Here is a 17,827-nt window from a genome sequence, read left to right on the forward strand (position 1 = left end):
AGCAAGTGACTGGTAAGGCCAATACACAAAAAATTGAACGCAAGCATCTTACGCTCAGAACACGTATTAAACGCCTGGCACGGAAAACCATCTGTTTTTCCAAACTCGACGTCATGCACGATACTGTTATTGGGCTTTTTATCAATCGATATGAGTTCGGGCTTGCCGTGTGAGAAACACATGTAGAGCACTACCCGCCGGTGAGTAGTCGAGCTTGAGCAAGTGAATGAGGATTTGCCGAAACAACGATTGCAAGGCGACCCTCTGCTCCCTTCCCATATTCTCCAGTTCCTCCAGAATACCCTCATAATCAAGCTCGCCAAATCGTCCTGAGCGAACAAGAGCTGCCTGCTGTTCGGCCCAGAGCAACGCATCGTTCTCTTGCGCCCTCGCTGTCAAATTACCCATCAGATCACCTCAGACTAGCGGAAAACACTAACGGCTCACGCAGTTCGCTGGATAGAAGGTTCCTGTCTGATCGACGCAAATCGCCGCACAGCCGGTATCGTTTTGTTGGCCGTTTTGACCCGTTGCCTTGATCGCATAAGCCGTACCGCTTGGCGCATTCGTATCTAAGCCACAAGAGTCTCGAGGTGTCGTTATAGTGCGCTGTACACTCATTGCGTAAAAGTCATCCGGCGAACAAACCTTTCCTGTCGGACAATCGTCATCCGATGACGCGTTCCCGTCTTTCAGATTGGAAAGGCCCCTTATCTCAGCGACGGTGCCATAAGCGATGTTGTTGGCACGCCACTTTTCCTGCGCCAGCTGCGTTGACGACAGGGCTGACAACGCGTCCGAACGCCGACTCTTGCGTACATAATCGAGGTACGAAGGATAAGCGATAGCAGCGAGAATCCCCACGATCGCCACAGCGATCATCAACTCGATCAGCGTAAAACCTCCGGAGCCACCTTTAATTTTTCTCATCATTCAGACCGCTTCAACACTCGGTTGATAAACAGCGGCGCTAGGGCTGCTGATCATCAAGGACTCGCACGAAAATAGGGTACCCGCCTCGCGCCTCATCGCCTGGCACAGGGCATCCAGTACCAGGCGTGAGCGGTGAATGCGTTGTTCGAGGCTGATCATGATAGGTTAACCCTGGCAAGACACAGGCCAATTTGCAAAATATCGCCTGCTGGTGGGCTGACCATCAATCCGGAACTGAGCGCATGGGTGCCAGCCTTGCCGCGTCGAGATAGTCATTGACCTCTTGCCGCGAGTGCTGCGCTAAGCCATAGAACCGTTGTGATTCAATCAAGGGACTCGGTAGACGGTGTTTAATGTTAGCGCGACCAAGCGCACGGCTTAGGCCTATTTATTAGAACACCACCTGTGCCACGCGGATTTTCCGTATGTGTAAGCGATCCGACTCAGGGGATGAACTCATCAATCGTCACGAGTCATTTTTCTGGGCCAATTACCCTGCTAATCAGGGGTTAAATTAAAGTTAATACCAGGTATGGGATTCGTATTCCCAAGAACAAATGTATCTGTAGTTGACTGAACGATCATACAGAGATCGCCAGCACTCGGACCACAGGCATCCACGGACATTACAACACCGGTATTCGGATAACTCTCGAAGCTGCAGCTATATCCATAGCTGTCGACCTGATTACTAAGTCCAGAGATAGTGTCGCATGTTGAGGATGTTGCATCACCCTCAAGCCTAAAGTGAACGACCAAACCGGAGACGGCCACTTTGTCGCCACCAGTACCTGCCTCCCATTTCGCATTGCCCGGCTTGTTCATGAAACCATTAACAACATACTCAACCGGCTGACAACTACTCGTCGTCCAACCGCCGATGTCGACATTCACCGTATCACCACTGTAAGTCGCTGAGCTAGAAGATATCTCAGAGCAATTTTCGGCGCTTACCACAATCTTGCCTGCTGAATTGCCGGGAATATTATCACAACGATAATTTGCATCAGGGTCGTTAACCGAGTCGCCTTCCCGGTTGCCAACCAGATCGCACACCACGCCATCAATCACGTTATCATTCGTATCAACAAAGACTAAGACCGGATCCATAGCAAGCTCAAGATTAGCAATCATACCTTTAATCAATAACGTATCGCCAATGCAACCTGAGATCGATACATTCTCATTGACGTTAGCGGATAAGGCCGTATACTCCTTATCAATCGGTGCACCACTACAATTTTCCGCTGTGAATGTCACCGTCCCCGTCCAACCCGTCGGTACGGAACAGTGGTAGGTTCCAGTTGTCTGATCAGCGTCTTCAAACACACTACAGCCTGATGTCGCACCCGATGGAGTTACCTCTACAACATTCATAATAATACCACGAGCACTATCGCCGCCAGTCAAGGTAATACTTCCATATATAGCTAGGTTTCCAAAGCAGGGAATATTCGAATCCTGGATCACAAAATTCTGCCCTGTCAGTGTTCCATAGAGCATGGGCTCCCCACTCAAACTATTGATGACCACTGTTGTCACTGGAACAAAGTCGGGGTTCAATGGCGATCCACCACAATAAGTATTTTGCCCACCCGATACCATTAAAATGTATTCACCTGTTACATCACATTTGCTTCCGTAGCGATAGGTATGGGGACAAAGACGATCAGCATTTCCAACTCCAGATCCGTAGTATTCGATATTCACCATCTTTCCATCGGCATCAATCGCCATAATTCCGATACGGCCATACCAGTTGCTACCAACGTAGCAGAGAAAATCTAGATAATTGTCTGAATCGTCATCATCTGTATTATTTTTATTCTCAACTTCTCGGCAAATACCCGCGTCAGCAGCAATCGCGCGTAAGACACCATACATCGTTTCATTGGTAAAATTATGTGGCGCGGAATCTGGAACATCATCATCGGTAGACAATTTAACGTTACCAGTGATTTCAATAACGCCGGGGTCAGTGGTCAACCAGACCTGATCTTCGTTGGTGATCGTAGGATCATAAACAGCAACGCCGCCCTGATACTGCACGACTCTCAAGTTGAAATCCTGATTATCCTTAGCGATAGTAGGATTCTCCCCGATGACATCCAATGGGTTACTTAATTGCAGCGACCCACCACCGGTCGGATCAGGAAATCCTCCCATATTGATAAAATCATCATCATCGACGGCCCCAGCTTGCATTAGCGGATTATCCCAGGTCACGAGACTCGAGAGGAAGACCGATTGCGGCTGATTCTCTGCATCCGTCCATGTCACACTGACCTGTATATTCTTGGAATTAGGAATCGCCGTATGGTCACTTAATATCCATTGCCGCTGAAATCCCGCACTACCACATGGATATGGACTAGGATTATCTGAACAACTATCAGAGCCGCTGGCAAGCGTTGAGAAATTATTGGTGGCTACCCCTCCTGAATCATTAAGCACGTTAGCCCTAAGTTCTTCGATCTTCTTCTGCGCAATCGCCACCGCCTGCGCCCGATTCTTAGCAATATTTCCGCCTGAGACTAGGCGCCCATTCAGGGTCGCCAAAGCCGTCATCCCAAGCGCCAAAATCGCCATGGTGACTAGCGCATCCAATAGGGCAAAGCCGCGCACTCGCTCTCCGAAAAAGTTCAAGTTGATCACTGCCAATCCCTCCAAGTGCCGGCTATTGGAACGGATGAAATTCGCGAGTCTCCACCGCCTGAACGACCAATAACATTCGGATCATAGATGACATCCATACCACCGGAGTTATCGACACCGATGTCGCCTTCTACGATAGCCGAGCCGATGAGAAGCCCTCCACCTGTTCCACCGCCAACTACATCGCCGCGCACATAGAGTACGCCATACATGCGCCAAGAACCCTGCGGATCAAAATTGCCATCGATCACCAGTATGATCGGCTCTTCCGGTGTACCGTATGTTTCATTCTTGAAGCCGAAATCACTCAAAGAGTTATCACTGTTGCGCGCATCAACCCAAATATAGCTCCCAGGTATTCCAAAATTGCCTTCAGGATCGACTAATCGATCGTCGGTCGTCACATAGTCCGCGGCTGATTTTGCAAAATCCGGTGGTCCAGCAATGAAGTTATTGAAGAAACAATCAGGATCTGCGGTCTTATCACATCTCAGCGCTTCACTATCATCAATAATGTCAGCACCAAGCATCACCTCGTTTTCAAATACTCCAGACGATTTAGTAATATCGCTTCCCGAATATGTGCTTGAGTTCGCATTTGCTGTGTAATCAAGCAGTAGCTCATCGGACGTCGCTGTTTCGTATGTATTATTCCCATTCCTATCAAAAAACGGTACTAAATCTCCGGTCGTCGCATCAGTATAGGCTGTCGGCCCATCAGGATCAGGATGAACAAAGGTTCCGCTATTCGTGCCACCAAAGCTCGACACCTCACCTCCTGACCAAATGGTTGCGTTTGAAAAGACGTTGATGACACTCATAGACCCAGCAACCGCAACACCCGCATAGGTAATTAAGGCATGGCTGGCGTTCAAATTACCTGGTGAGGGAGCAATACGGCGGAATTCTTGAACAATGGTTTTTAATGCCAACCTATCATCCGAATATCCAGTTGAACTAACGACAACTCTGTAATTATCGGCCATCTGGATCAAGAGACAGTTCCGAACATTATCACCACTGACATCTAAATCGCATGAACCCGCATTAGTTGGGAGGCTCCAACTGTAAACTTGATTATTTGAATCCCAAACAGCTTGCAGTAGATATCCATCGCCAGTACCAGCATCATATCCGTCACAGTCGCCATCTCCATCAGTGTCACAGTCATCAAACTCACGCCCTCCATCATCGTCCATGTCGTCGTTTCCACTAATCACCAAGCCTGTCAACATATCCACTCGATCGTCGGTGCCATTACCATTCAAATCGCGTTTATCAACATCCATAAATGCCGTTGCAAAGTTCAAGCCAGCCTCTGCTGATTCAAACGCTGCTTTTGCTCGTATAGCGTTAGCGGATATGCGCTGATCAATTATTGAACTTTTTGACACATAGAAGGTTCCTGCTGTTCCTAGGAACAACAGCATCAATCCGACCACGAGCGCTACGGCTCCGCGCTGGTCACTCATTGTCTGTTTGCCAAGATGTTTTTTGTCAACTGATTCACAAGCACCTCTAAATCTGAATCTATAGAGAGGCATTCAAACTCAGCAATTTATCTCTCGCTCTTTATATGTTTCTGACTAACCTCTAGAAGCCAGGTAGCCGGGCCTTATAAATGGAAATTTTTAATTCGTTGAAAACGCTACTTAGGCTGCCATCCTGGCTTGCGGTCCAGAATCCAGCGTGAGCCTTACGATTAGCCATAACACGGGTCGTTGCGATGATTAAAATACCTCATTATTACGTATTCGTACAGTTTCCTGAATCGTCGAACTCACTGAATCATCACTCGCTAAACGACCACTCAAGGATAAATCCAACTGGCGCACACGAACAACAGGGGCTGGAATAGTTGAAGCACATGAAATAGTTGCTCCATCACTATCTAAGCAATGCGAATTTTCAGATACCGAGAAATCCGTAATGATCACTTCTTCTACATCGTTAACAGACTCCCAACGATAGCACTCATATGCTGGCCCAGCACAAGTAAATGGCCCAGCACAGGTGAATGGTAACTCTGTTGTTGGCTTTTTTCGCATTGATATCTTGTCGCCGTCGTCGTGCAACCTGAAGCCATAGTGCAGTTGCTCTGGGTCACTTTCGTCTACATCAATTATTCCATCACCATCATCATCATAACCATTACACCCACCTGTATTTACATATACATAGTGAACGCATGTGCTCGTAGTGTCTAAAGAAGCAAAGTCAACTCGATTTCCGCTACAGTTATAACGATAACCTGCTCTTCGAATTTCGTTGACCATGATTGACATTATTGCACTAAGATCCTGATTAAGACGCGACGCTTTGATCGTATCGTTGTTGCTTTTAAGAATAGAGACTACAAGAGCTACAGCCCCCGCTATTACAACGAGGCCAACGGCTGAACCCACCATCAACTCGACTAAGCCAAAGCCTTGTTCTTTTCTTCGGAAGGCACTCATAGCAATATTTTAAACCTATAAAGTACAGTCAGCATCCCTCATAACCAGTGATATCATCGCCACCAGATGGAATACAGATCTTGATCCGACCAAGAACACTGACGACAATCGCCAGCTTGAGCGTAGCCGTGCTTGTACTTTGCACTTCTATTGTTGTGTTATTTGCTGTTCCGCGAATACTATCGAACTCAATCGTCTCATCGCCTGTGCCCACTATTAACGCACCAGGAAACTCAGCATTCGTGAGCGTTACCAACCTTTCTGAACCGCCAATGATACAGTCTGGAGTATTCACATTCGTGCAGTCGCATGCATCAGTATCGCGAACCATTCCAAAGCATTGTGGATTCGCATCTTTCTTAAACGTTACCTGAACATCTCCCCCCGGACCCTGCATGCCCTTAAGCGCTTCCCCTTTCGCGAATTGTAGATGCGAATATATTGCTTCTGCTAACGATTTGACGCGGGCACGTTCAATCATACCTTGAAAGGACGGAGCGGAAATGGCGAAAAGAATTGCCGCAATCGCAATTGTCATCATCATCTCGATCAAGGTAAAGCCAAATTGACATGAAGGCATCGGTGCCGCGGTTCCACTATGCTTGTTTTTCATAGATCAATATATTCGGACATATAGAAACTCGTTTTTTCGCCCCATCACCGCTAAAGTATAGCAAAGCGGATGGTAATCTTTGAGTCGACCCAAGACCGATACAGCATAATGCTGATTACAGTTTATTCTAGAAATACAAAAGCTTAGACCATGTTTCCCGTGTTGGTCCGCAGTCAACAAAGTGATGATCGGAGCCTCGTATCGGATCTTCGATTCAAGTCACACTCAACTTGATGTTCAACGGCTGAGATACTGCATCCTCTTTTCCTAAGGACTCAACACGCTGTTTTGTTTGTTTTTCTTAGCGGAGTCTCTTTGCGATGATCTGCTTTGATTGATGCACCCTTCAGTACCTGATGGTAGCGGACGCCGGATGTGCTAACTTTGAACTGCTTAGCAATACCGCTAGTCGACTGCTCGTGATGCGGAGAGTCTGCTACAAACAGTCTTAACGGCATCTTGATGCGTGGTTACCGAGAGAAAATGTTCCGCGGATCTCCTGCTTAACAGCCTTCCCTGGCTCGTCGTAACTGCCTCATCTCACAAGGGTTCCGTCATCGACCATCAGTAGGCGAGATTCATGGCACTAGCCCAAGAAGATATCGAGTTCATCAAAGTACACATCGGCGACTGGCTGACCGAACAGAGCCTCGGCAAGCCACCAGCGTTGTACGAGATCAAGCTGCGCGAACGCATGGTCCGCGTCGAGGAAGAGCTGAAACACTAGCGCGAGCTGATGCGCGAAGGCTTCACGCTGATGGATAAACGCTTCGAGGCCATGCAAGCCAACATGGATCAGCGCCTCGGACAAGTTGACAAGCGCTTCGAACAGGTCGATAAACGCTTCGAGAACGTCCAGCATGATATCCGCAACCTGCAACAGCGTATGGACAGCTTCATGCGTTGGTCCTTTGGCATCACGATCGGCGTCGGTGGCGCCGTCATCGGCGTGCTCAAGCTTTGGCCTTAGCAGCACCGCAACCCGCATTGCACCCTCACATGCTTAAAATCGCTCTCGTCCAAGCGAGCGCTCGGCTCGCCGCCCCCTGCAACCCGGAGAGCTGCCAAGGACAGCTTGAGCGCGCCAAGGCAAACGGCTGCCGGCTCGTTCTGCTGCCGGAGCTGCATAACGGCTCCTACTTTTGCCAAACCGAGGATAGCGCGCAGTTCGATCGGGCCGAGCCCATCCCGGGTCCAACCACCGATTGGCTCGGCAGCCTGGCCGCTCAGCACCGCATGGTCATCGTCGGTTCGGTGTTCGAGCGGCGCGGACCCGGCGTTTATCACAACACCGCAGTGGTCTTGGACGCGGATGGCAGCCTGGCCGGTGTCTATCGCAAGATGCACATCCCGGATGATCCGGGTTTCTACGAGAAGTTTTACTTTACGCCCGGCGACCTCGGCTTCGAGCCAATCGAGACCGCCGCTGGCCGACTCGGTGTACTGGTCTGCTGGGATCAGTGGTTCCCGGAGGCGGCACGGCTGATGGCGCTGGCTGGTGCTGAATTGCTGCTGTATCCAACCGCGATCGGCTGGGATCCGCAAGATGACGCGGCGGAGCAGGCGCGCCAGCTCGATGCCTGGATGACCGTTCAGCGCGGCCATGCGATCGCCAATGGTCTGCCCCTATTGGCTTGTAATCGTGTCGGCTTCGAGCCGAGTCCCGCGGCGGAGAGGGAATCAGAATCAGAACCAGAACCAGAACCAGAACCAAGACCAAAAACGACGGCGACCGGCACTAGCACTGAAACTGGCACCGGCACGGGCACCAGGACCAGCACCGGCATCCAATTCTGGGGCAACTCCTTCATCTGTGGCCCACAAGGCGAGATCCTGGCGCAAGCTCCTACAGACGATGAACAGCTGCTGATCGCCGAGATCGATCTAGCCCGTACCGAGCAGGTGCGCCGCATCTGGCCCTTCCTGCGCGATCGACGCATCGATGCTTACGCTGACCTGTTGAAACGCTGGCGTGATTGATGTCAGATGGCGCCGTCACCGATCATCCGGTTGCTTGAGCGGACCGGCATAGCGCTTTGCATCCTTAAGCAGCAGGATCAACTGCCGCTCGTTCACGCGCGTCGGCTCAAAGCCAAAGCGGCGATAGAACGCCTCTGCGTTGGCATCGATTGGATGCGTCAGTAGGGCCCGGATACCGGCCTGTTGAGCCATTGCGATGGTTCGGCGGATGGCATCCTGCAACAGGCTGATACCCAGACCTCGCCCTTGGTACGCGACATCGACGGCTAACCTTGCCAAGATGATCAAAGGGATTGGGTATTGGCCCATGCCGCGACGAATCCGCTCTGGGGCATCCAGGGTATCGATTTGGCCAACGGTCAGGCTGTAGTACCCGGCCACGCGCTCGCCATCGCAGACAATAAAGGTTCTCGCCGAACCGCTGCCTTGAGCCTGGCGCGCGTGGCGTAGCAGCCAGTCCCTGAGTGCTGGCTGACCGCAGTCGAAAGATTCCAACTGGTCGCGTGCATCGAGTGGCCGCGGTGGCGATAGCTTCATCGATCAGTCCAGACCGAGGGCCGCGAGAACAGGTCGGCCAAACCGGCGTTATCGGATTCGGGTCGATCGAGCATCTCAAGGAGCGCTTGGTAATGATGGCCTGACACCATGAATAAGCGCTGATCGAGTAAGGTTTGCTCGGCGGCCTGGTAAGCGGCGTCGAGAATGAAATCCGTCAGCGACTTGTGCGCGACCTCGGCTGCGCGACGCAAGACAGTTTCCTGTTGCGGGGTCGCACGTAGCCCAAGTCGCGCGGTGCGAGTGGGTGACGCGGTGGACATGAGACAGCCTCTTTGTGGTGCAAACGGCATACTATGTTAGTACAAGAGACGCAGCACCTCCAGGGAAGTCTCCGTTCGCACTGACACAGAGTCAGCGGCGGCAGACCAGGTACATTAACTTGAACCCAGCCCCACTCACCCCGAGCTTTGCGGGGTTCGCGCATGCCATCTGCTAGCGCCCATCCTTTAACCAATCCTCCGTCTAACCTTACAGCCTGCCACGAGATGCCCTGATCCCATGAACGAAACCCAACGCTCGATGCGCTCCATCCTGCAACGCATTGCTACTGGCCCGGAGTTGTCGAAGGACATCTCGCTCGACGAGGCTCGCCTTGGTATGAACGCGATCCTGGACAGCGCTGTCGATCCGGTCCAGGCTGGCATCTTCCTGATTGCGCTACGGATGAAGCGCGAGACCGATGATGAGCAGCGTGGCATCCTGGATGCCGTGCGCGATGCGACTGATCATGTGGTCGCTGAGGTCGACGAGGTAGTCGACCTCGCTGATCCTTATGACGGCTATAATCGCTGTCTGCCGTCTTCCCCCTTCCTCGCGCCACTCTTGGCCGAATGCGGCGTGGCGGCGGTCTCGCACGGCGTTGATGCGGTTGGCCCCAAGTTCGGTGTCACCCATCGCCACGTGCTCGAAGCAGCCGGCCTGCCCGTTGATCTCAGCCCGGCCGAGGCCGCTGCCCGCGTCTCGGACCCGGCGGTCGGCTGGACCTATATCGACCAACGCGCCTTTGCGCCGAAGCTGCATGACCTGGTGCCCTTGCGCAGCACCATCGTTAAGCGCCAAGCCATAACCACAGTCGAGGTGCTGGCGCGGCCGATCCATGGGCGCAGCAAGACCCACCTGGTCACCGGCTATGTGCACAAGCCCTATCCGCGCATCTACGCCCTACTCGCCCGCCACGCCGGGTTCGACTCCGCGCTCCTGGTGCGCGGCGTCGAGGGCGGTATTGTGCCCTCGCTGCGGCAGAACGGCGTCTGCTTCAACTATCAGCAGTTTGGCGAGGAGCAATCGTTCGATATCAACCCGGCCGAGATCGGCATCGAGCAAAATGTGCGTGCGGTGCCGCTGCCCGATGATCTCCCCACGGCAAGCCGCCCGAATGACGATATCGCGGTGGCTGTCGATGTCCCTGCCACCGCGAAGGCGGCCGCGCAAGCCGGCATGGCGGCGCTGGAGGGCCAGCGCGGCCCGACCTACGACAGCCTAGTGTTTTCCGGCGCCCTGGTGCTCTGGCATCTGGGACGCGAGCAGACCATCGCCGCCGGCGCCGATCGCATCCGCGCCGCGCTCGACTCAGGCGCAGCCGCTCGGCGCCTGCGTTAACTTAGGAGATTGACACTGATGGAATCACCTTTCGTCGAGGTCGCCAAGGCCGAAGAGATCCTGCCGGGCAAGTTCATCCGCGTCGAAGTGGCGCAGAAGCCATATATCATCGCGCGGGTCGATGATCGCTTCTATGCCGTCGAAGACAACTGCAGCCACGAGGACTATCCGCTCTCCTATGGCTGCTTGGATGGCAACCGGATCAAATGCTCGCTACACGGCAGCCGCTTCAGCCTCGAAACCGGGGCGCCCGAGGATGAGCCGGCCGATGAGCCGATCCGCACCTATCGGCTCGAACTGTGCGAAGGTCGCCTCTGGCTCGATCCCAGATCGGGCATCAGCGGCTAACGCGACCATCTGGATCACGCATGGCCGCGGCGAGATCGGATAGGAGCGCATCCTCATCATCATCACCGCTGGTCGGCTCGGCGCGCGCGACCAGGCGTACATCCGCCATCGCGATCGCCTCCGCAACCAGCCCACGCAAGCGCTCCACGGACGGCAAATCGCCCACCGTCAGCTCGATGACGGGCATGCCAGCGGCCGCGAAGGCCGCTCGCAAGCGCACGACAATCCGGCGCTGCGCGCGATCTGACTTGGCCGGCAGCAACCGAACCACAGCCAACGGGTAGAGGTCAGCGGCCGTGCAAAGCAGCAGATCCGCCCAGCCCTCGGCCAAGAGCCCGTGCGCTAACCGCCGCTGTCCCCGCCCGATGCGTGGCAGAGGCCGCAACAGCGCCAAGGCCGCAACCTTGGGGCAAACGCAATAGGCATCCCCAGCCGCTTCCGAGATCATCTGGTAACAGCGCAGCTCATCCACCGACAACAGCGGTCGTCGTTCGAACGGCTCTCCGCGCAGACGCATGCCGCGTAAGCGCAATGCGGAGATCAACAGCGCGACGATGATCAGGGTCGCGGCAACCAGCAGTAAGTAGAGGGGTGTCAAGCCAGTCTCCTCAGACGTGTAAGATCCAAACCCGGGCCGGTTCAGGCGACCAACGCATCGAACGCGCCAAGATCATCGCCCAAATTGCGACAGACCACACAGTCATGACTCATCGAAGGGAAAACCCTAGGGGAACTTCTGCCAAACCCTTATAGCCGTGCGCGTTGTAAGCTATAGTTGCCTGCGGACAAGTGTCAGTAGACGAAGCCCCAGCCAACAGGTTCCAGAAATTGGCCGGGGTGCTCCTCGCCCACCGCAACATCGCTCTCAAATAAACAAGTTGTCGTTGCTCTGCCTGGAACAGATCAGACGTCCCTCGACTTAAAAGACGCTAGAACGAATATGTTTCAAAACCTAAAGCTTAGCAGCAAGATCATTTTGGGATTCGCGGCGCTGATCGCGATTACCGCGGTGCTTGGCGGCATCGCAACCGTCAACATGCTGAACGTCAAGAGCCAGTCGGCTATGTTGGCCGAGGAGTATGTGCCTGAAGTCGACGTCGCCACTCGGCTGCGCGGAGCCGCAAATCGGCTCATGTACGCCATGCGCGGATACAGTTTTTCCGACGGAAACGAGACCTTCTGGCGCGAATCGCAAACCGAGGCTGGACTCCTTGACGAGGCACTCAAGGATGCGCGCGAACTCAACAAGAAAGCGATGCATCTAACCGCACTCGGCGGCCAGCTCGATACCGCCCAGCAGGCGCGCAACCGCTACTTCGAGCTGATGGAGCAGACGCAAGAGATGCAGGCGGCCTTGGCGGGGAACCGGCAGCAGCTCGACACCAACGCAGCGGCCTTCATGCAAGCCGCAACCAATTTCCTCGACGCACAAAATCAACAGTTCGACCAAGCACTCGAAGAACGCACGACCAAGGTCGAGGCGATCACTCGAGTGGTCAAACTCGGCGCCAATGCCCGTGTTGCAAACTTTAGGGCACAGGCCACTGGAGAAACGGCATCAAGGCAGGATGCGATCAAAAGCCTGCAGCAGATCCCAGCAATCATTGACACACTCAGACCGATCACGCGAGCTCAAGACAATATCGAACAACTCGATGCGATCGCCGAGAGTGCGGCCAACTACCAGGAAGGCATCGTGGCGTTCGGCCGCGAATCCGACAGGGGCTTCTCGGCGAGCGAGCAACAGCTGGCGAGACTGCGGAACGACATGGACCGGGCAGCCGAGATCTTTGCCTCAACCTCATCAGCCTTTCTCGATAGCCAGATCGAGACCCTGAAGGCGGATATGAACGGCCGCCATCGCGCGATCTCGACCGCCACTGACATCATCAATCAGGGCAATGAGACCCGGGTCAGCGCATTCAAGGGGCAGGCGCTCAACGACCTAAGCCTGATCGAACAAGCACTCAGCAACAATCTACCGAAGATCCAAGAGCTGCTGGACCAGCTGAAGGCAACGACCACGGACAGCACGCTCCTCGCCGACATTGAGAATACCCGGGCTGCGGCAACGGGCTATGGCAAGACCTTAGAAAGCCTAGTCAGCAACACCCAGGCCGACGATCAGTTGGCGACTCAGCGCACGATCGCAGGCAACGAATTGATCGCTGCGACCATCGCTACTGCCGATGCCGGGCTTGCCGCGACTCAGCGGATTGCCAATGAGACCATGCAGAGCCTGACCCTCAGCAGCCTGGTGGTGATCATCGGTTTGATCGTTGCCTTGATCATCGGCATCGTCCTCGCCTGGCTCATCACCCGCTCAATCGTTGGCCCGATCAACCGCGTTGTGAAGGGTCTGCAAGAGGGCAGCGATCAGGTCGCCACCGTCAGCGGTCACGTCAACATCAGCAGCCAGCAGATGGCCGAGGGCGCCGGCGAGCAGGCCAGTAGCCTCGAGGAAACCAGCTCTAGTGTTGAAGAGATGGCGGCAGGCACGCGCCAGAATGCTGAGCATGCACGCGAGGCGGATGCCCTCAGCCGCACAGCAAACGATAAGGCTGATCAAGGCGTGAAGGCGGCTCGAGCCACGGCTGATGAGGTCAGAACCCGCCTGCAGAAGCTTGACACGGCGATCAAAGCGATCGAGGAAAGCACCAACAGCACGGCAAAGGTGGTTGGCACCATCGATGGCATCGCCTTCCAGACCAACCTGTTGGCGCTCAACGCCGCGGTCGAAGCCGCCCGCGCTGGCGAGCAAGGCAAAGGCTTCGCCGTCGTCGCCGACGAGGTTCGCAAACTGGCTCAGCGCAGTGCCGATGAGGTCAAGAACACCAATGAGCTGATGAAGTCAGCGCAAGAGAACACCGTCCGCATCAAAGAGGTGTCCGCCGAGCTAGAGAAGTACTTGGGTAAGGCCGTGGCCGAGGAGATGGTCTCGCTGTTTGAAGAGACTGTGACCGCAAGCACCCAGGTCACGAAGCTGATGAGCGAGGTAGCGACGGCCAGTGATGAACAGGCACGCGGTGTTGAGCAGATCAACCTCGCCGTCTCGCAGATGGACAAGGTCACCCAGATCAGCGCCTCGAATGCCGAAGAATCCGCCGCCGCCAGTGAGGAATTGGCCAACCAGGCCGCACAGCTGAAGCGGATCGTCGACGACCTGCGCTTCTTGGTCGATGGCGTACGCTCCACCAATACGACGGTCGCCTCGAGCAATGAAGGTCAGTCGTTGACCAGCCACCCACCGCTCTTGCAATCGCATCACAAGGACGATGATTTCTAGGCCCCTCTTCGCCTAAGGCTCGGCCGGCCGCCACTTCGCGGCTGGCCGGTTATTGAAAGGCCGGCAGCGCGCAGGCGCTGCCGGCCTTTTTCGTGTCTGGGGCTCTTTACCTCCGAGCAGTGCTGGCGGAAACTCGGCGGTAAAGAAGCGGCAGCGCTATGACGCGGATCAAGTGGCGCGAGAACACTGGACGGGGAAATCCTGCATAATCCCGCGCTTTCCCGCCGCGACCTAGGGGAAACCAAGCCGGCGCATGGCTTCGCCACATCGCGATGCCACGCAGCATAAAGTCCCATCCAGAGGCGCATTCCTGATCGCACTGATGGCCCAATCGAACAGGTCTCATCGGCGCCGACCACGCAGCGTTCAGCGTTCAGTGGGCCGGCATCGCCCAACCAGGGGAATCGAGCATGCAATACGACAGTCACCTCTATCAGATCCTGGCCCCAAACCCGGCTCTAGTCGCCTCCCAACTCGACCCTGAAGCCTTCGCCAGGCATTACACCGCCGGCTCTGTGCGCTACTACGCGGGCAAGGTCGTCTTCGCCGAGATCGACATCCAGTATCGGCATCCCTATTTCAAGATCGACGAGGGCCTCGCGGCACTCAAGCCGCATCCCGATGGCAAGCCCAAGGCGACCATCTTTCTCTCGACATATCGCGTCCTCGAGCATATCGACTTGGACGCCATCAAACGGGTGTTTCTCAGCACGCCGGAGGGCTACACCTTAGCGCTCGACAGCGCACCCTATGACAAGACGCACGAAGAAGGCTTCCTACGCATCTACGCCGAGATCGCGCCGCTGCGCATGCTGGTGATGTCACGCCTCGACTTCCCAGCGTTCGGCAAGTACATCACCGACCCCACCTTTCCCAAGGGCGCGCCGAAACAGTTCTACACCCAGATCGAGCTCGATATCGAGCACTTCCTCGAAGAGTTCGAGGAGCGCCCGACCATGCATCCGCCAATCCCTGGCCTGCATCCATCGAACCTGCGAGCGGCGATCATGGGACTACGCTCCGACCCCGATAAGCAGAGCAAGGGCCTTCGGCTCGACAGCGCCTTCGAGACCATCCCTTACAAGCTCATTCGCCACGGTTTCATGTTCGCCTCTCAGGAGTCGACCCGCTTCTTTCCAATGCCCTCTCGGGCGGAGATCGAGGCGACCAACTATCGCTTCTGGCGCGCTATGTAAGGGGCTGTATCGCGGCGTCATTGCACATGCAAGGCGACCCGACGCATGGACTGCTCAGTGCAACAGGCTGAGCCAGCCCACGTTGCCCTAGAGAGCAACACTAGAGCAACACTAGATAACAACACTGACTTCGAGCGAGAGGGAGAACCATCTAGCCATGAGCCTGAATGCGCTTATACCCATTGTTTTTGGCATCGTCGGACTCTGGACGGCGCACCTGATCTTTCGAACCGTGATGGCCTATCCGAAGGGCGAATCAAAAGTCGCCGCCATCGGCGATGCCATTCACCTCGGCGCCATGGTCTTCATGCGCCGGGAATATACCGTGCTCGGCGTCTTCGCCACCGTACTCCTGGTGGTGCTATACGTCTTCCTCGGCTGGAAGACGGCGCTGGCCTTCTTGGTTGGCGCACTGACCTCGGCGCTGGCTGGCTACATCGGCATGAACACCGCGACCAAGGCCAATGTACGCACCACCGTCGCCGCGCACTCGAAGGGCGCCGCCGAGGCCCTCACCGTCGCCTTCTTTGGCGGATCGATCATGGGCCTTGCAGTGGCCTCGCTGGGCCTACTCGGTCTCGGTACGCTCTACCTGCTCTTTGGCGGTGACCCTGAGACCGCCCACGCCATCCATGGCTTCGGCATGGGTGCATCGAGTGTGGCGCTGTTTTCCCGCGTCGGCGGCGGCATCTTCACCAAGAGCGCTGATGTCGGCGCCGATCTGGTGGGTAAGATCGAGGCGGGGATTCCGGAAGACGACCCGCGCAACCCTGGCGTGATTGCTGACAATGTCGGCGACAACGTCGGCGACGTCGCCGGCATGGGCTCGGACATCTTCGAGTCCTATTGCGGCGCCATGATCGCCACCATCGCCATCGCCTCGACCCTGGCGGCCGATCTCATCGATCCGATTGGGGAACGTGAGGCGCTGATGTTCCTGCCGCTGGCGCTGTCGTCGGTCGGCCTGCTCTGCTCCATCGCCGGCATCTGGCTGGTGAAGCGTTTTTCCAGCCAGTCGCCCGAGCGCGCGCTGCGCATCGGCACCATCGGCGCGAGCCTGCTGTTCATGTTGGTCGCCTATCTCGTCATCATCGGCACCGGCGTCAATGGTGCGGTCTGGGGTGCCGTGCTCATCGGCGCGCTCGGTGGCATCGTGATTGGCTTGGTCACCGAGTACTACACCTCGTCGAAACCCGTCGCCAGCATCGCGCTAGCCGGTGAAACGGGCGCCGCCACCGTCATCATTACCGGTTTCGCCGTCGGCATGCGCTCGGTCATCGTGCCGTTGCTCACCATCAGCGTCATCATCTTCGTCTCGAACCAACTGGCCGGTCTCTACGGCGTCGGTATCGCCGCCGTTGGCATGCTCGCCACGGTCGGCATCACCATGGCCATCGATGCCTATGGCCCGGTCGCCGACAATGCCGGCGGCATCGCCGAGATGGCCGGACTCGGGGTCGAGACCCGGCGTATTACCGACTCCCTCGACGAGCTTGGTAACACCACCGCAGCCATCGGCAAGGGCTTCGCCATCGGCGCTGCGGCACTGGCCGCGCTGGCCATCATCACCGCCTATATCGAAAGCGTATCGCTGCATGTGCCGGATTTTGAGCTCCTGCTGAGCGACCCGATGGTGATCATCGGCCTGTTCGTCGGCGGCATCCTGCCGTTCTCGATCGCCGCCATGACCATGACCGCGGTTGGCGACGCCGCCTTCGCCATGATCAACGAGATCCGCCGCCAGTTCCGCGAGATCACCGGCCTGCTGGAAGGTACCGCCGAGCCAGACACGGCCCGCTGTGTGGACATTGCCACCACGGCCGCGCTGAAGAAGATGGTGCTGCCCGGCGTGGTCGCCATCGCCGCACCCTGGGTGGTGGGCTTCATCCTCGGACCAGCCGCGCTCGGCGGCATGCTCGGCGGCGCCCTGCTCGGCTGCGTGCTCCTGGCGCTGACCATGGCCAACGCCGGCGGCGCCTGGGATAACGCCAAGAAGTTCGTCGAGAAGGGTAATCACGGCGGCAAGGGCTCGGATACGCACAAGGCGACCGTGGTCGGCGATACCGTCGGCGATCCGTTCAAGGACACCTCAGGCCCGTCGATGAACATCCTCATCAACGTCATGGCCATCGTCAGCCTGGTGATCGCGCCACTGCTCGGCAACAGCCTGCTGGGCTAGCCCCAACGAGGGCGTCGCCACCCG

Annotated in this window: 18 protein-coding genes; 9 read left to right on the top strand and 9 right to left on the bottom strand. The window is 55.9% G+C overall.

Annotated features, from left to right (window positions below; genetic code table 11):
* Positions 1–173, top strand: a 173-nt coding sequence (locus tag CCR96_RS01610; RefSeq protein WP_242518334.1) for an IS1 family transposase, incomplete at its 5' end; no start/stop codon positions are given.
* Here CCR96_RS01610 and CCR96_RS25450 read toward each other — a convergent pair.
* The 6 genes from CCR96_RS25450 to CCR96_RS01640 all read right to left on the bottom strand — a co-directional run bounded on the left by CCR96_RS25450 (position 142) and on the right by CCR96_RS01640 (position 6,657).
* A complete protein-coding gene (locus tag CCR96_RS25450) occupies positions 142–408 on the bottom strand; it encodes a DUF29 family protein (RefSeq protein WP_201215462.1) in 267 nt (88 codons plus the stop codon). The genes CCR96_RS01610 and CCR96_RS25450 overlap by 32 nt on opposite strands.
* Before the next feature lie 27 nt (positions 409–435).
* Entirely contained in the window at positions 436–933 is a 498-nt protein-coding gene (locus CCR96_RS01620; RefSeq protein ID WP_420827243.1) for a type IV pilin protein, read from the bottom strand.
* A gap of 498 nt (positions 934–1,431) precedes the next feature.
* Positions 1,432–3,588, bottom strand: a complete 2,157-nt coding sequence (locus CCR96_RS01625; RefSeq protein ID WP_201215465.1) for a type IV pilus modification PilV family protein — start codon at positions 3,586–3,588, stop codon at positions 1,432–1,434.
* The gene (locus CCR96_RS01630) at positions 3,585–5,060 is read right to left on the bottom strand and encodes a pilus assembly PilX family protein (RefSeq protein WP_201215467.1); all 1,476 of its coding nucleotides are present in this window, start codon (positions 5,058–5,060) and stop codon (positions 3,585–3,587) included. The genes CCR96_RS01625 and CCR96_RS01630 overlap by 4 nt, the downstream gene beginning before the upstream one ends.
* 258 nt (positions 5,061–5,318) lie before the next feature.
* A complete protein-coding gene (locus CCR96_RS01635; protein ID WP_201215470.1) occupies positions 5,319–6,044 on the bottom strand; it encodes a prepilin-type N-terminal cleavage/methylation domain-containing protein in 726 nt (241 codons plus the stop codon).
* Between the two features lie 28 nt (positions 6,045–6,072).
* Positions 6,073–6,657 carry a pilus assembly FimT family protein gene (locus tag CCR96_RS01640; RefSeq protein WP_201215472.1) on the bottom strand — a complete coding sequence of 195 codons (585 nt, stop codon included), beginning with the start codon at positions 6,655–6,657 and terminating at the stop codon, positions 6,073–6,075.
* 580 nt (positions 6,658–7,237) lie between these two features.
* Between CCR96_RS01640 and CCR96_RS25455 the strand changes: the two genes are divergently transcribed.
* From CCR96_RS25455 to CCR96_RS01650, 3 genes are read left to right on the top strand one after another with little or no spacing between them, the layout of a single operon-like run.
* The gene (locus CCR96_RS25455) at positions 7,238–7,384 is read left to right on the top strand and encodes a hypothetical protein (protein WP_420827244.1); all 147 of its coding nucleotides are present in this window, start codon (positions 7,238–7,240) and stop codon (positions 7,382–7,384) included.
* 9 nt (positions 7,385–7,393) lie between these two features.
* The gene (locus CCR96_RS25460) at positions 7,394–7,627 is read left to right on the top strand and encodes a hypothetical protein (protein ID WP_420827245.1); all 234 of its coding nucleotides are present in this window, start codon (positions 7,394–7,396) and stop codon (positions 7,625–7,627) included.
* 29 nt (positions 7,628–7,656) lie between these two features.
* Positions 7,657–8,637 (top strand): carbon-nitrogen hydrolase, encoded by a 981-nt coding sequence (locus CCR96_RS01650; RefSeq protein ID WP_201215474.1) that lies wholly within the window; start codon positions 7,657–7,659, stop codon positions 8,635–8,637.
* Positions 8,638–8,652: 15 nt separating this feature from the next.
* On the opposite strand, the gene CCR96_RS01655 is transcribed toward CCR96_RS01650, so the two are convergent.
* Together CCR96_RS01655 and CCR96_RS01660 are read right to left on the bottom strand one after the other, a co-directional pair.
* Positions 8,653–9,174 carry a GNAT family N-acetyltransferase gene (locus tag CCR96_RS01655; RefSeq protein WP_201215477.1) on the bottom strand — a complete coding sequence of 174 codons (522 nt, stop codon included), beginning with the start codon at positions 9,172–9,174 and terminating at the stop codon, positions 8,653–8,655.
* Positions 9,171–9,455, bottom strand: coding sequence for a type II toxin-antitoxin system TacA family antitoxin (locus tag CCR96_RS01660; RefSeq protein WP_201215479.1), 285 nt, complete (start codon positions 9,453–9,455; stop codon positions 9,171–9,173). Before CCR96_RS01660 ends, CCR96_RS01655 begins: the two co-directional genes overlap by 4 nt.
* 238 nt (positions 9,456–9,693) lie before the next feature.
* Here CCR96_RS01660 and CCR96_RS01665 point away from each other — a divergent pair, with 238 nt between their 5' ends.
* Together CCR96_RS01665 and CCR96_RS01670 are read left to right on the top strand one after the other, a co-directional pair.
* Positions 9,694–10,794: an anthranilate phosphoribosyltransferase gene (locus CCR96_RS01665; protein WP_201215482.1), complete on the top strand. Its 1,101-nt coding sequence runs from the start codon at positions 9,694–9,696 to the stop codon at positions 10,792–10,794.
* An 18-nt stretch (positions 10,795–10,812) separates the two neighbouring features.
* Positions 10,813–11,142: a Rieske (2Fe-2S) protein gene (locus CCR96_RS01670; protein WP_201215484.1), complete on the top strand. Its 330-nt coding sequence runs from the start codon at positions 10,813–10,815 to the stop codon at positions 11,140–11,142.
* Here the strand turns inward: CCR96_RS01670 and CCR96_RS01675 are convergent.
* On the bottom strand, positions 11,132–11,740 hold the full coding sequence (locus CCR96_RS01675) for a DUF2726 domain-containing protein (protein ID WP_201215486.1): 609 nt from the start codon (positions 11,738–11,740) through the stop codon (positions 11,132–11,134). The two genes, CCR96_RS01670 and CCR96_RS01675, sit on opposite strands and share 11 nt — an antisense overlap.
* A 342-nt stretch (positions 11,741–12,082) precedes the next feature.
* Here CCR96_RS01675 and CCR96_RS01680 point away from each other — a divergent pair, with 342 nt between their 5' ends.
* The 3 genes from CCR96_RS01680 (at position 12,083) to CCR96_RS01690 (ending at position 17,803) form a co-directional block, all read left to right on the top strand.
* Complete coding sequence (locus CCR96_RS01680) at positions 12,083–14,428, top strand: HAMP domain-containing methyl-accepting chemotaxis protein (protein ID WP_201215489.1); 2,346 nt, start codon at positions 12,083–12,085, stop codon at positions 14,426–14,428.
* Between the two features lie 410 nt (positions 14,429–14,838).
* Entirely contained in the window at positions 14,839–15,624 is a 786-nt protein-coding gene (locus tag CCR96_RS01685) for a hypothetical protein (RefSeq protein WP_201215492.1), read from the top strand.
* A gap of 157 nt (positions 15,625–15,781) precedes the next feature.
* Positions 15,782–17,803 (top strand): sodium-translocating pyrophosphatase, encoded by a 2,022-nt coding sequence (locus CCR96_RS01690; protein ID WP_201215494.1) that lies wholly within the window; start codon positions 15,782–15,784, stop codon positions 17,801–17,803.
* Positions 17,804–17,827: the final 24 nt, after the last annotated feature.

The organism is Halochromatium roseum, assembly GCF_016653315.1.
Lineage (GTDB): Bacteria > Pseudomonadota > Gammaproteobacteria > Chromatiales > Chromatiaceae > Lamprobacter > Lamprobacter roseus.

Excerpts from the sequence above, each read along its gene's own strand:
- CCR96_RS01670 (WP_201215484.1), top strand. The coding sequence starts at position 10,813 with ATGGAATCACCTTTCGTCGAGGTCGCCAAGGCCGAAGAGATCCTGCCG.
- CCR96_RS25455 (WP_420827244.1), top strand. The coding sequence starts at position 7,238 with ATGGCACTAGCCCAAGAAGATATCGAGTTCATCAAAGTACACATCGGC.
- CCR96_RS25460 (WP_420827245.1), top strand. The coding sequence starts at position 7,394 with ATGCGCGAAGGCTTCACGCTGATGGATAAACGCTTCGAGGCCATGCAA.
- CCR96_RS01680 (WP_201215489.1), top strand. The coding sequence starts at position 12,083 with ATGTTTCAAAACCTAAAGCTTAGCAGCAAGATCATTTTGGGATTCGCG.
- CCR96_RS01690 (WP_201215494.1), top strand. The coding sequence starts at position 15,782 with ATGAGCCTGAATGCGCTTATACCCATTGTTTTTGGCATCGTCGGACTC.
- CCR96_RS01635 (WP_201215470.1), bottom strand. The coding sequence starts at position 6,044 with ATGAGTGCCTTCCGAAGAAAAGAACAAGGCTTTGGCTTAGTCGAGTTG.
- CCR96_RS01660 (WP_201215479.1), bottom strand. The coding sequence starts at position 9,455 with ATGTCCACCGCGTCACCCACTCGCACCGCGCGACTTGGGCTACGTGCG.
- CCR96_RS25450 (WP_201215462.1), bottom strand. The coding sequence starts at position 408 with ATGGGTAATTTGACAGCGAGGGCGCAAGAGAACGATGCGTTGCTCTGG.
- CCR96_RS01640 (WP_201215472.1), bottom strand. The coding sequence starts at position 6,657 with ATGAAAAACAAGCATAGTGGAACCGCGGCACCGATGCCTTCATGTCAA.
- CCR96_RS01630 (WP_201215467.1), bottom strand. The coding sequence starts at position 5,060 with ATGAGTGACCAGCGCGGAGCCGTAGCGCTCGTGGTCGGATTGATGCTG.
- CCR96_RS01665 (WP_201215482.1), top strand. The coding sequence starts at position 9,694 with ATGAACGAAACCCAACGCTCGATGCGCTCCATCCTGCAACGCATTGCT.
- CCR96_RS01655 (WP_201215477.1), bottom strand. The coding sequence starts at position 9,174 with ATGAAGCTATCGCCACCGCGGCCACTCGATGCACGCGACCAGTTGGAA.
- CCR96_RS01685 (WP_201215492.1), top strand. The coding sequence starts at position 14,839 with ATGCAATACGACAGTCACCTCTATCAGATCCTGGCCCCAAACCCGGCT.
- CCR96_RS01620 (WP_420827243.1), bottom strand. The coding sequence starts at position 933 with ATGATGAGAAAAATTAAAGGTGGCTCCGGAGGTTTTACGCTGATCGAG.
- CCR96_RS01650 (WP_201215474.1), top strand. The coding sequence starts at position 7,657 with ATGCTTAAAATCGCTCTCGTCCAAGCGAGCGCTCGGCTCGCCGCCCCC.